This window comes from Pandoraea pulmonicola (assembly GCF_000815105.2).
Lineage (GTDB): Bacteria > Pseudomonadota > Gammaproteobacteria > Burkholderiales > Burkholderiaceae > Pandoraea > Pandoraea pulmonicola.
In genome coordinates this window covers 3,134,159-3,147,544 of sequence record NZ_CP010310.2, presented here as the reverse complement: position 1 = coordinate 3,147,544, position 13,386 = coordinate 3,134,159, and the positions used below count along the sequence as shown (strand labels likewise).

The following is a 13,386-nucleotide window of genomic DNA, read 5'->3' as shown; positions in this document are numbered from 1 at the left end:
AGCCGGACGCGACCGGTACCAAGGGAACCGAACGATGGGCATCTGGAACCTCTATTTCATCCTGAAGCTGGTGTTGCTGTGGGCGGGCTTCATCAGCTTTCACGTGGTGCTGAACTTCATTTTCGCGGTGCTGCTCTCGATCCGGTTGCGAGCGCGCTGGCTGCGCGTCGCACGGCAGGTGATCGCCATCCCGGCGGGTGTCGCGCTGCTCTACTACGATTCGAACCTGCCGCCATTCGAGCGCGTCATCGAACAACTGCCGGCGCTCATGCAATTCCGCTTCTCCTACCTCATTGAGCTGATCGGCCGATTCCTGCCGGCGAAGGACTGGTTGCTGCTTGCCATTCTCGTGCTCGCGTACTGGATCGTGAATCGCTGGGTGCGCGTGACGACGTTCGTGCTGCTCGCCGTGCTGCTCGTCCCGATCGTGCTGCGCGTCGACGCGCTCGTTGCGGTCTCGCCGGTGGTGGCGGCCCAGGGCATCGCGCCGGGCAACGCTGCCGATGCGAGTGCCGGTGCCGGCGGCGCTGTGACTGGCGGCAACGAGTTCGTCGTCGGGGACGGCGACGTGCCATTGGCGGCCAACCCCAACGCGGCGCTCGACGGTTTTTACACGCGGGAACTCCCGCGCTCGGTCGCGATGCCTGCGCAGGTCGGCGCCGGGCCCGACTTCGACATTATCTTCCTGCACATCTGTTCGCTCTCGCAGGACGATCTGGACGTCGATGATCTGGCCAATCAACCGTTGCTCTCGCGCTTCGACTTCGTGTTCAGGAACTTCAACTCGGCGGCAAGCTACAGTGGTCCGGCGGCCATTCGGGTGCTGCGCGCGGCCTGTGGCGAACCCACGCACAAGGCGCTGTACGATCCGGCGGGCCCGCAGTGCTACGTCATGAGCAATCTGAAGCAATTGGGGTTCACGCCGTCGCTCGCCATGAACCACGACGGGCATTTCGACAACTTCATGCAGGAGGTGAAGGACAACTTCAACGTGCCGGGCGTCACGCCGTTCGACAACACGCACGCGCGCGTGTCGATGCGCGCGTTCGACGAAACGCCGATCCGCTCGGACGGCGACGTGTTGCAGTTGTGGTGGAAGCAACGTCTGAGCCAGCCCGACAAGCGTGTGGCTCTCTACTACAACACGATCTCGCTGCACGACGGCAACCGTCTCGACGGCTCGAAGCTCTCGAGCGCGCAGAGCTATCCGCTGCGGGCGAAGGCCATGCTGGACGACTTCGGCCGGTTCATCGACACGATCGCCAGTTCGGGGCGCAAGGCGGTCGTCGTCTTCGTGCCCGAGCACGGCGCGGCGCTGCGCGGCAGCAAGCTGCAGATCTCGGGCATGCGCGAGATTCCGCTGCCCGAGATTACCGATGTGCCGGTAGGCGTGAAACTGGTCGGCTTCGGCGATGGCGCCACGGCTGGCCATGCGTCGCCCGTGACCATCTCCACGCCCACGAGCTATCTGGCGCTGATGACGCTGGTATCGCATCTGGTGGCCAACAACCCGTTTGCGGGCACGCCGACGCTCGCGTCGTACGCGAACGACTTGCCTCGGACGGCCTTCGTATCGGCCAACGAGCAGACCACCGTCATGAAGTACGCCGGCAAGATGCTCATTCGCGGCGCGGACGGCGTCTGGCTCGATCTGAAGTCGCTCGAATAGACCTCGAATAGGTGGAACGGGGCCGGCGCACTTTCGGAATGCGCGCCGGCCCTGCACGCGATTTCCCGGAATCGCGCATACTGTGCGTCTTGCCCGCGCGAGCGGGCAGCGCCGTTTCGCGTCACCGCCTGTATCGCTTATATCGCCTTCATCGCCTGAACCGAACCTTCCGGGAGTTACCGTGCAATACACGAAATTCGGCCGCACCGGCCTGACCGTATCCCGTCTGTGCCTGGGAACGATGACCTTCGGTTTGCAAACCGAGGAAGCCGCCAGCCACGACATCATCGACCGCGCGACCGACGCGGGCGTCAATTTCATCGACATCGCCGATGTCTATCCACTGGGCAGCGACACTTCGCTCGCCGGCCGCACCGAGGAAATCGTCGGGCGATGGCTCAAGGGGCGGCGCGACCGCTTCATCGTGGCGACCAAGGCATGTGGCCAGATGGGGCCGTCGCCGTGGGACAAGGGCGCGTCGCGCAAGCATCTGCTCGACGCCATCGACGCCTCGCTGCAACGACTGGGCACGGACTACGTCGATCTTTATCAACTGCATTCGGACGACACCGACACTCCGATCGACGAAACGCTCGAAGCGCTCGACACGATCGTGAAGTCGGGCAAGGCGCGCTACATCGGCGTGTCCAACTATCTCGCCTATCGGCTGGCGCGGGCGCTGGGCCGCGCGGACGTGCTGCGCGTGGCTCGCTTCGTGTCGGTGCAGCCGCGCTACAACCTGCTGTTCCGTCAGATCGAACGCGAGCTCCTGCCGCTCGCGAGCGAGGAGGGACTGGCGGTGATCCCCTATAACCCGCTCGCCGGCGGTCTGCTCACGGGCAAGTACCGCCACGATGCCGCGCCAAGCGAAGGGCGCTTCACGGCGACGGTCGGCAAGGCCGGCGCGATGTACCAGCAGCGTTACTGGCACGAGCGCGAATTCGAGACCATCGAGGCGCTCAAGGGCATTGCCGGCGAAGCGGGCGAGTCGCTCACACGCCTCTCGCTTGCCTGGGTGCTCGCCAACCCGGTGGTGACGTCGGCGATCATCGGCGCGAGTCGCGTCGAGCAACTGACCGAGACGCTCGGCACCATCGACTACACGCTCGATGCCGAGCTGAAAGCCAAGCTCGACGAGGCGTCGCACGCCTACCGCTGGGGAGACGCGGCGCGCTGAGCCCACCGCGGGCGAAATCGGTTCACAGGCCCGCCATGTCGGGCCTGTGTCGTTTGCGTTGCATCAAACAACGTTTGCATGCGGGGAGCAGCGATCCGCTCGAACTGGTTTTGGTCGCCCATCGAGCGGTATAGTGGGAACTGTGCGGTGCGGTTCAGCGGACTCCTGTGTGGGTCCAGCGACTCCTGCGTGGGTCCGGGGGACTCCTATGTGAGTCCGGTCCTCGGAACGCTGCGACCGCCCGACACTTCCCGTCATTTCCAATGCGAGGCTGCTCATGTCCAAACGCATTCTCCTGGCGACCGACGGAAGCGAGTCGTCACGCCGCGCGCTGCGCGGGGCCGCTGCCTTTGCCCGCAGCGGCGACACGATACGCGTCATTCATACGGTGGAAGACCCGGTCAATCTGCTCACGTCCGCATTCGGCAAGCTGATCGATCTCGAACAGGTGCGTCGAGACATGCAGACCGAAGGCGAGGAGCATCTGGCACGCGCCGTGCTGTATCTGCGTGAGGAGGGCATCGACGCCGAGGCGCATCTGCTCGACCTGCGCACGACCGGCGAGACGGTGCCCGAGACGATGACGCGCGAGGCCAACGAGTGGGCGGCCGACATCATCGTCGTCGGCACGCACGGGCGCAGCGGCGTGCGTCGCGCCATGCTCGGCAGCGTCGCGGAACAGATCCTGCGCAGTGCCCAGGTGCCGGTGATGCTGGTCGCGGGCGAAGCGCGTCCGCACGAGCCGCTGGACTCGGGCGGGCACTACGAGCGAGTACTCGTCGCGCTGGACGACAGCGAGACGGCGCGCCGCGCGTTCGAATATGCGCTGGCGCTCGCGCGCACGCATACGGCATCGTTGCGCGTGGTGCACGTGCTCGACATGCCGGGCCCGTTTCTTGCCGGCTTCGACCCCCAACCGCTGCTCGACGCGGTACGCGCCGTGGGCGAGCAGGTGCGGATCTGGGCGACTCGCAGGATGCACGAGGCCGGAGTGCCCGGCGAGGTCGAGATGCGGGAGATTCAGCCCATAGGCGAGGGGGTGGCGGATCAGATCATCGCTGCCGGCAAGGATGCCGACGCCGACGTGATCGTGCTCGGCACGCACGGTCGGCGTGGCTTCCGGCGCTTCACGCTGGGCAGCGTGGCCGAGGATACGGCCCGTCACGCGGGCCGTCCGGTGTTGCTGCTGCCGGCGCTGGCGCCGCCGGTCTGACGGCGCCGTTTCGGCTCAGGCGGCCGGGCCGAGTTCGGTGAGCAGGGTCTTGAGCGGTGTGGCGGCATCGGCGAGACGCGCCGGGTCGATCACGGCGCGGCGCCCGACCAGCTCGCGCGCGGCCATGAATTCCTGCGCACGGTTGATGCTCGCAGCGGCCACCACGGCGCCCTCGCGCAGATAGAACAGCATGAACACGGCCGCGCCCTGGGCGTCCGGCAGGCGCCGCTCGACCACGGTGTCGTGGCCATCGGTCATGCCGACCATCTGCATCTTCGCGTTGAATTGGTCCGACCAGAACCACGGTGCCGTGGCGACGGCCTTGGGGGCGTCGCCATGCACCACGCTCGCGGCGACCTTGGCCATCTCGCTCGCGCTCGGCACCGATTCCAGACGGATGCGGCGGCCGAGCACCGGGTGTTCGTGGTGAGCGCAGTCGCCCACGGCGAGAATGGCGGGGTCGCTCGTGCGGGCGAATTCGTCCACGACGATACCGTTGTCGACGACGAGGCCGGCCGCCTGGGCGAGTTCCGTATTCGGGATCAGGCCGATGCCGACCACCACCACATCGGCAGGCAGACGCTTGTCGCCGGCGACCACGGCGGTGACCTGCCCGTTGGCATCCTGCTCCAGCGCGCTCACGCCCACGCCGACCTGTACGTCCACACCGTTTTCGCGATGCAGCGTAGCAAAAAAGCCCGCGAGGTCGGGCTCCGCCACCCGGGCGAGCAGACGCGGCGCGGCTTCGAGCACGGTGACGGACGCGCCCGCCTTGACGGCGCTCGCGGCCACTTCCAGACCGATATACCCGCCGCCGATCACCACGACGCGTTTGCCCGTGGCGAGGGCGTCGCGCAGGCGCTGGGCGTCGGCGATGTCGCGCAGGTAATAGACGTTCGACGCATCGCCGCCCGGCATCGGCAGGCGGCGCACGCGACCGCCGAGTGCGAGCACGAGATGGTCGTAGCCGAGGGTCTGGCCGTCATCGAACGAGACGGTGCGCGCCGTGCGATCGATGGCCGTGGCGGTCACGCCAAGGCGTACGTCGATCTCTGCCTTCTCCCACGCGTCGGCGGGGCGGATCAGGAGGCTGGCCTCGTCGGCCTGCCCGGCGAGAAACGCCTTCGAGAGCGGTGGGCGACGGTACGGCAGATGGGTTTCGCTGCCGGCAAGCACGATGCGGCCGGTATAGCCGAGTTGACGCAGCGCGAGGGCGGTCTCGCCGCCGGCCTGGCCGGCGCCAAGAATGACGGTGGTGGAATTAGCTTCGGACATGTGCGTGAGAGCGTGTGAATTTGGCCGCCAGTGTAATGCATCGGCGCGCCGCCCGGGCGCCTCACCCTCCAGCGTCCTGCGCGTCCGGTGGCGTGAAGAACACCATCTCGACTTGCCTGAGCAGGGCGGGGCCGAAGGCGTCGCCGCCGACCTCCGGCGCGATCAACTGCATCAATACGGGCGAGCCGGGCGGCGGATGCAGCGCATGCGCGAGCATGCAGAAGTACATCGCCGGATGCTCGGCGCGAATCACGCCGGCCGCCATCCCCTCGACGATCAGCTTTTCCATGCAGTGGTAGACAGGTTCGAGCAAGTGGCGGTAAAGCACCGCGCCACGCTCGCCCGTCTCGGACGCGTGCAGGGAAATGAAGCGCTTGTGTTCGGGATGCACGACCGCGTGGGCCGCCATCAGCGCGATGGCGTCGCGAAGCCTGTCCCGGACCGGTCGCGCGGTGTCGTCCGCGATCGCTTTCAGGTGTGCGACAGGGGTGGTGAGCGCGGCTTCGAGCGTATCCACGCAGGCGCGCCAAAGCTGCTCCTTCGAGCCGAAATGGACGCGCACGAGGCTGGCGTCGACCTTCGCGGCGGCAGCAATGCCGCGCAGGTTGGCGCCGTCGTAGCCGAGATGCGAAAAAGCGTCGATGGCCGCGTTGAGCAAGGCAGCGCGGCCATCGGGCAGGTGTTTGGGGCGTCTGCCCCGTGTCGTGGATGTGGCGGTCATCGTGTGGCAACGTCTTGCGGCGGGGGCGGCCGTCCGTCGGCCGGTGCGGTTGCCGCCGCCCCGGATTCCGGCTCGGGCGGCACCCCCATCGCGTAAAACAGGAGCGCAGTATCCGACAAACGGGCGCCGGTTGCACGCACCGTCGTCAGATAGGCGTTCCAGTACTGCTGCTCACGCCCGCGCGACGCCGACACCGGCAACGCTCCCAGACGCACGCGCGCCGCCGTATCGCGATAGATCTGTTCGGCCGCCGCGCTGGCATTGTCCGCGTGCAGCAGCGACGTGTTGTCCGCCTCGAGCGACGCGAGCGTATCGGCCACGTTCTTGAACGCCGCGAGCACCGTCTGCTTGTATTGCTCGACGGACGCTTCGTACGTCGCCTGAGCCGCGCGACGTTGCGCGAGCAACGCCCCGCCGTGAAAGATCGGCTGCGAGATCGACGCGGCCACGCTCCACAACGATCCGGCGTTGGACATCACCGTCGCCCACTTGAAGCCGCCCTTGCCCATCGACGCACTGAGCGACAGGCTCGGGAACATCTGTGCCGTGGCGACGCCCACTTCCGCCGACGCCGCCTTGAGCGCCATTTCCGCCGCCTGAATGTCGGGCCGCGACTGAAGCAATGTCGACGGTACGGAGACGGGCACTTTTTCCGGCACCTTCAGTTCGCCCAGTGCAATGTCGTCCGGCGCCTGGTCGGGGGTGCGGCCAAGCAGCACGGCCAGGGCGTGACGGGTGGACTGCCACTGGGCACGCAGGCCCGGCAGCGACGCATTGAGCGATTCGGCATTCTGCGCCGCGGCGAGGGCGTCGGCGCGCGAGACCGCGCCGAGCGCTTCGCGGCGCGCCATGTCGTTCGCGTCCGCCTGCGCAAGTTCGACCAGACGCTCGGTCGCCTTGACCTGGGCGCCGAGGACCGACGCGCCGATGGCGCCGGAGACGATGTTGGCCGCGAGCGCCTGGCGTGCCGATTCCCGCTGGAAAGCCTGCTGATCGACCTGCGCGGCGAGCGACGCATTCGCGAAGCGCGATGCGCCGAAGAAGTCGAACGTATAGCGTGCCTGGATCTGGCCGACGAACATGTTGTACAGCGCGGTGGGCGGACCGAGCGTCGGCATGCCGAGCGCGCGCTCGCGCGTCGCCTGGCCGCCGAGATCGATGGACGGCAGCAGCGACGAGCCGACCTGTGCCTTCAGTTGCTCGCGCGCGGCCTGCAGCGCGTGATCGGCGGCGGCCAGGTTGGGGCTGTTGCGCAGACCTTCTTCGACGAGTGCGTCGAGCTTGTCCGAGCGATACGCGTGCCACCACGCCTTGACGGGCGGCGCGCCGAGTTCGAACTGCTGCGACGCGCCTTGTGCCGAGACCGTGCGCTCGGGCAGCGCCTGCGTGCCGTAGTGCGCGGGCGAAGGCATGGCGGGCGGCTGGTCGCCCGGGGTAAACGAACAGGCGCCCAGCCACAGGGGGATCAGCGGCACCAGCGAGCTGCAGCGGCGCAGTGCAAGGCGTGGTGTGACGCGTGGTGTAGCGCGTGGTGTAGCGCGCGGGCTCATGGGCGATCTCCTTGCGAACTGCCGGACGCCGCAGTGCCGATGGCGGGGGGCGTGTGCGATGCAGGTTCGGCGCGTTCGTCGTGGCGCACGCGGAATGCCGTCGCATACAACGCAGGCAGGAAAAACACAGTCAGGATGGTCGCGCTGGTGATGCCGCCCATGAGGGCGGTCGCCATCGGACCGAAGAAGTTGCTGCGCAGCAGCGGAATGAGCGCCAGCACGGCCGCCGCGGCGGTGAGCGTGATCGGCCGGAAGCGCCGCACCGTGGCGCTCACGATGGCGTCGAAGCGCGGATGACCGGACGCGATGTCCTGCTCGATCTGGTCGACCAGAATCACCGAGTTGCGCATGATGATGCCGAACATGGCGATCACCCCGAGCATTGCCACGAAGCCGAACGGCTTGCCGAAGAGCAACAGGGTGCCGACCACGCCGATCATGCCGAGCGGCGCGGTGAGCACCACGAGCATCGTGCGTGCAAAGCTCTGCAACTGGATCATGAGCAACGTGAGCACGACGATGATCATGATCGGCATCTGCGCATTGATCGACGCCTGACCCTTGGCCGATTCCTCGACCGAGCCGCCGATCTCGATGCGATAGCCGACCGGCAGCGCCTTGCGAATGTCGCCGAGCTGCTTGTAGACCGCTTCGGTTACGTCGATCCCCTGCTTGCCGGCGCGCACGTCGGAGCGCACCGTGATGGTCGGCTGACGGTCGCGTTCCCAGATGACGCCGTATTCCAGCGTGTCCACGATGTGACCGAGCGTGGCGAGCGGCACGGGGCCGTTCGGCGTGGGCATGGCGAGCGTGGCGATCCTTGCCGGGTCGACGCGCTCCGCCCTGGGCGAGCGCAGCGTGATCGAGATCAGCTTGTCGCGCTCGCGATACTGGCTGATGTCGTAGCCGGTGAGCGTCATGGCGATGAAGTTGGAGATGTCCGCCGAACTCACCCCGAGCGCGCGCGCCTTCTGCTGATCGACCTCGAAGCGCACCGAGCGCTGCGACGGTTCGTCCCAGTCGAACTGCACGTCGACCGTATCGCCGTTGTTGCGCATCACGTCGGCGACCTGTTCGGAAATCCGGCGCACCGTGCCGATGTCATCCCCGCTGACGCGGAACTGCACCGGAAAGCCAACCGGCGGACCGTTTTCCAGTCGCGACAGACGCGTGCGCACGCCGGGCATCGCCTCTCGAAGCTTGGGCTCAAGCCATTGGGCCAGTGCTTCGCGCTCTTCCACCGATTTCGCGGTAATGACCAGTTGCGCGAAGTTCGACGTCGGCAACTGCTGGTCGAGCGGGAGGTAGAAGCGCGGGGCGCCGGTGCCGACGAAGCTCACCGTGTGGTCGATTTCCTTGCGGCCTTCGAGAAGCTTCTCCAGGCGCTGCGTCTCGCGCAGGGTCGCCTGGTACGACGCGCCTTCCTGCAGCCGCAGATCGACCATCAGTTCAGGACGATCCGAACTCGGGAAGAACTGCTGCGGCACGAGCGAGAAACCGGCCATCGAGATGAGGAACAGCACGACCGTGACGACCAGCACGAGGATCCTGCGCTCGATGCACCACGTGAGCCAGCCGCGCAGGCGATTGTAGAACTTCGTGTCGTAGACCTCGTGCTCGTGGTCGTCGCCGTGATGCGCTTCTCGCGGGCGTTCGGGCAGCAGCTTGTAGCCGAGCAGCGGAATGAGCACCACGGCCGCGAGCCACGATGCGAGCAGCGCGATCGCCGAGACTTCGAAGATCGAGCGCGTGTATTCGCCGGTGCTCGACTTGGCCAGCGCGATGGGCAGGAAGCCCGACACGGTCACGAGCGTGCCGGTGAGCATCGGGAAGGCGGTGCTCGTGTAGGCGAACGCCGCGGCCCGTTTGCGCTCCCAGCCTTGCGCGAGTTTCACGGCCATCATTTCGACGGCGATGATCGCGTCGTCCACGAGCAGGCCGAGCGCCAGAATCAGCGTGCCGAGCGACACCTTGTGCAGCCCGATGTCGAAGATGTACATGAACAGCGAGGTGACGGCGAGCACGACGGGAATCGAAATCACCACCACCATGCCGGTGCGAAAACCGAGCGAGACCAGACTCACGACCAGCACGATCGCCACGGCTTCGGCCACCGCTTCGAGGAAGTCGTCCACCGAGTGCGAGACCGATTGCGACATGCTCGCGACTTCGGTGAGCTTGAGCCCCGCCGGCAGTTGCGCGCGCAGTTCGCCCATCGTGTTCGCGAGCGCCTTGCCCAGATGGACGACGTCCTGGCCCTTCTGCATCGTGATGCCGATGCCGAGCACCGGCTTGCCGCCGAAGCGCATTTCGGAGACCGGCGGGTCGACGTAGCCGCGTTTGATCGTGGCGATGTCGCCGAGGCGGAACGTGCGGTTGTTCACACGGATGAGCGTGTCGGCGAGCTCGGCCACGTTGCGGAACTCTCCGCTCGGGCGTACGACCACGCGGTCGTTCGGTCCTTCGATCGTGCCCGCCGGCGACACCGCATTCTGACCGTTGACGGCCTGCGCGATCAGGGTCGGCGAGATACCCAGGCGCGTGAGCTGCGTGTTGCTGATTTCGACGTAGATACGCTGGTCCTGATCGCCGAAGTAGTCGACCTTCGCCACGCCGGGCACGCGCAGGAGCACGGTGCGCAGCGAGTCGGCGTAGTCGCGTAGCTGCGCGGGGCCGAAGCCGTCGCCTTCGAGTGTGAAGATGTGCGTGTAGACGTCGCCGAATTCATCGTTGAAGAACGGACCCTGCACACCGGGCGGCAAGGTATAGGCGATGTCGCCGACCTTCTTGCGTACCTGATACCACTCCTCGGCGACTTCGCTCGCCGGGGCGGAGTCCTTCATCGCGAAGAACAGCAGCGACTCGCCGGGGCGCGAATAGCTGCGCTGGAAGTCGATGGCCGGCATCTCCTGAAGCTTGCGCGCAAGGCGGTCGGTGACCTGTTCCTGCACCTGCTTGGCGGTCGCGCCCGGCCAGAAGGTGCGGATCACCATCACGCGGAACGTGAACGGCGGGTCCTCCGACTGTGCGAGACGCGAGTAGGCGAGGATGCCGAAGATCGTCGCCATCGCGATCAGGAAAACGACGAGCGAGCGGTGGCGCAGCGCCCACGCGGAGAGGTTGAAATGCCCCTCTTCGTGGCGGTAGTCCTGAGATTCGGCCGATGGAGACGACGAAGGCGATGCTGGGGGCTGGGGCACGGGAGGCTTCCCGTCCGACGTACTCATGACGCGAAATCCTCCGGATGCAGCGGTGCGACGACGCGCACCTTTTCACCGGCGGTGACCGTGTGAACCCCTTGCCAGACGATGCGCTCGCCCGGTTGAATGCCGCCAGCGACCGTGACCGTGCGCTCGCCATAACGCGCGACCTTCACACGACGCAGCACCAGCGTGTCGTCGGACTTGACGACCCACACGGCGGGATGGCTGTTATCGTGAAAGAGTGCGGTCGAGGGCAGCGTGATCGGTGGACCGTCGGTCACCGCCGCGCTTGCCTGCGCTGGTGTGCCCGACGCGGAGGAAGCGGAGGAAGCGGAGGAAGCGGAGGAAGCCGCCGATGCCGCCACGGACACGGACGGCATGGACGAGAGGTTCAGCGGCTGCGCGAAGGAGACGTTCGCCGTCATGCCGAGTTTGACATCGGGGCCGGGCGAGAGCAGCGAGAGCTTGGCGCGATAGGTGCGGCTTTGCGGGTCGGCGGCGGGGGAGATTTCGCGCACGCGTGCCTGCCACGTCTTGCCGGGCATGGCCGGCAGCGACACGGTCGCGGTCTGCCCGATGCGCAAGGCGCCGAGCGTGACTTCGGGGACATCGGCAATCACGTCGATGTCGCCCGTCCATGCCAGTTGGTACACCGGTTGACCGGCGCTGACGTTCTGTCCCGTATCGGCTTGCTCGGCGGTGATGACTCCGTCGCGATCTGCCTTGAGATTGCCGTAGCCCAGTTGGTCGGCCGCCAGTGCGGCCTGCTGGGTGGCCTGATTGCGTTGTGCGAGGGCGCTGGCGTAGGCATTCTCGGACTGCTCGAGTTGTGCCGGTGCGATCAGGTTCTCGCGCGCCTGTGCACGGTCGCGGGTGACCGTCTGCGTGGCGTAATCGAGCTGATGCTGAGCCGCGTCGAGCTGCGCGCGGGCGCTGGCGGCGTTCTTCGACAGATCGGCCGGATCGAGGCGCGCCACGACCTGGCCGGCCTTGACCGCGTCACCCAGACGCACCGAACGCTCGATGATCTTGCCCGCGACACGGAACGACAACGGCGTGGAATAGCGCGCCTCGATCTGCGCGGGCAGCGACGCGATGGGTGTCTGTTCGGCGGTCTTCGCCGCCATGGCGACGACCGGGCGCGGCGGTGGCTCGGGGGGCGCCTTGCGCGAGCAGGCGGCAAGCAACGCGAGCGTGGCGGCAGCGAGTGTCGTGGTGGCGACCGTCAGCGCGGACCGCCGGCGGCGGGGGGCTGTGTCGGGTAGAGAAGGTGGCAGAGAAGGCATCATGCGCTCATGGCTCACAAAGTGAGAAATCCGGGAAGAAGACCCTCGCGTTCGCACACTCCGCGCCCGCCGGAAGACGGCAAGACGGGCGCTCCCGGTGCGATCCGGAATAAATCCACGGGCGATGATATATGGATTGGCGGCAGGCTGCAACGGTCGTCGTGCAGCGCGTCGTGGCATGTGATGGCGTTGCCCTGTGACTATTGAGAGGGGGGTGTCATTGGATTGTTTTTTGCGGTGGTCGAAAGGTCAACCGGCAAATTTTTTTGGAGTACGCTGCCAAACACACACCTACCCACATCTCATATCTCCACACGGGTGCGCCAGGTTTGCATGCAGTCGACAATCGGCAATCCATCGGCAATGGACGGCGCGCCGAGGTCCGGGTACATGACGCTCGTCACTGCTCGCCTGAGATAAATTGTCACGACAAGGAACATTGTCGCGCCCGATGGGTCGCACTCCCGCCCCCCGAAGTTTAACGATCGTTAACGATCGACGTTAACCAGAGAGGATAGCAATGACAACACGAATTGCATTGGTGACTGGAGGCATGGGTGGACTGGGCGAGGCGATCAGCCTGCGTCTGGCGGACGCCGGATATCGCGTTGCCGTCACGTGTTCCCCCCGGAATCAGGATTGCGAAGGCTGGGTGGCGCGTATGCGCGATGCCGGCCGCGACTTCGACGTCTATCGCGTCGACGTTGCCGACTTCACCTCATGCACGGCGTGCGCGAAGGCGGTCGAATCCGACACGGGTCCGATCGACATTCTCGTCAACAATGCTGGCATCACGCGCGACGCCACGATGCGCAAGATGTCCGCCGAAGACTGGCAGTCGGTATTGCGTACCGATCTGGACAGCGTGTTCAACATGACCCGTCCGATCTTCGGCGGCATGGTGGCGCGCGGCTGGGGTCGCATCATCAACATTTCCTCCGTGAACGGCAGCCGTGGCGCCTTCGGCCAGGCGAACTACGCCGCGGCCAAGGCGGGCATGCATGGTTTCACCAAGGCGCTGGCACTGGAAGTCGCCAAGTCGGGCGTGACCGTCAACACCGTCTCACCGGGATATCTCGCGACAAGGATGGTCACGGCCGTGCCGCAGGAAGTGCTCGAATCGCGCATTCTCCCGCAGATTCCGGTCGGTCGACTCGGCCGTCCCGACGAAGTCGCCGCGCTCGTGGCGTTCCTCGCGTCGGACGATGCCGGTTTCATCACGGGCAGCAACCTTGCCATCAACGGCGGCATGCACATGGAATGACGCGCAACAGCGTAAGGCACTCATCTAC

The 13,386-nt window shown here is 66.4% G+C and carries 9 protein-coding genes; 4 read left to right on the top strand and 5 right to left on the bottom strand.

Annotated features, from left to right (window positions below; genetic code table 11):
- Window positions 1-34 precede the first annotated feature (34 nt).
- The 3 genes from bcsG to RO07_RS13600 all read left to right on the top strand — a co-directional run bounded on the left by bcsG (window position 35) and on the right by RO07_RS13600 (window position 4,059).
- Window positions 35-1,669 carry a cellulose biosynthesis protein BcsG gene (bcsG, locus tag RO07_RS13610; RefSeq protein WP_039411390.1) on the top strand — a complete coding sequence of 545 codons (1,635 nt, stop codon included), beginning with the start codon at window positions 35-37 and terminating at the stop codon, window positions 1,667-1,669.
- A 181-nt stretch (window positions 1,670-1,850) separates the two neighbouring features.
- Complete coding sequence (locus RO07_RS13605; RefSeq protein ID WP_039411387.1) at window positions 1,851-2,846, top strand: aldo/keto reductase; 996 nt, start codon at window positions 1,851-1,853, stop codon at window positions 2,844-2,846.
- Window positions 2,847-3,123: 277 nt separating this feature from the next.
- Window positions 3,124-4,059 (top strand): universal stress protein, encoded by a 936-nt coding sequence (locus RO07_RS13600; RefSeq protein ID WP_039411384.1) that lies wholly within the window; start codon window positions 3,124-3,126, stop codon window positions 4,057-4,059.
- A gap of 15 nt (window positions 4,060-4,074) precedes the next feature.
- Here RO07_RS13600 and RO07_RS13595 read toward each other — a convergent pair whose 3' ends face one another.
- The 5 genes from RO07_RS13595 to RO07_RS13575 all read right to left on the bottom strand — a co-directional run bounded on the left by RO07_RS13595 (window position 4,075) and on the right by RO07_RS13575 (window position 12,097).
- Window positions 4,075-5,334 (bottom strand): NAD(P)/FAD-dependent oxidoreductase, encoded by a 1,260-nt coding sequence (locus RO07_RS13595; RefSeq protein WP_039411381.1) that lies wholly within the window; start codon window positions 5,332-5,334, stop codon window positions 4,075-4,077.
- A 61-nt stretch (window positions 5,335-5,395) separates the two neighbouring features.
- On the bottom strand, window positions 5,396-6,055 hold the full coding sequence (locus tag RO07_RS13590; protein ID WP_072637042.1) for a TetR/AcrR family transcriptional regulator: 660 nt from the start codon (window positions 6,053-6,055) through the stop codon (window positions 5,396-5,398).
- Window positions 6,052-7,605, bottom strand: a complete 1,554-nt coding sequence (locus tag RO07_RS13585) for an efflux transporter outer membrane subunit (RefSeq protein WP_084072604.1) — start codon at window positions 7,603-7,605, stop codon at window positions 6,052-6,054. The genes RO07_RS13590 and RO07_RS13585 overlap by 4 nt, the downstream gene beginning before the upstream one ends.
- On the bottom strand, window positions 7,602-10,832 hold the full coding sequence (locus RO07_RS13580) for an efflux RND transporter permease subunit (RefSeq protein WP_237171253.1): 3,231 nt from the start codon (window positions 10,830-10,832) through the stop codon (window positions 7,602-7,604). The genes RO07_RS13585 and RO07_RS13580 overlap by 4 nt, the downstream gene beginning before the upstream one ends.
- Window positions 10,829-12,097 (bottom strand): efflux RND transporter periplasmic adaptor subunit, encoded by a 1,269-nt coding sequence (locus RO07_RS13575; RefSeq protein ID WP_237171252.1) that lies wholly within the window; start codon window positions 12,095-12,097, stop codon window positions 10,829-10,831. Before RO07_RS13575 ends, RO07_RS13580 begins: the two co-directional genes overlap by 4 nt.
- Before the next feature lie 517 nt (window positions 12,098-12,614).
- Between RO07_RS13575 and phbB the strand changes: the two genes are divergently transcribed.
- Window positions 12,615-13,358, top strand: coding sequence for an acetoacetyl-CoA reductase (phbB, locus tag RO07_RS13570; RefSeq protein WP_039411378.1), 744 nt, complete (start codon window positions 12,615-12,617; stop codon window positions 13,356-13,358).
- The last annotated feature ends 28 nt before the right edge of the window (window positions 13,359-13,386 follow it).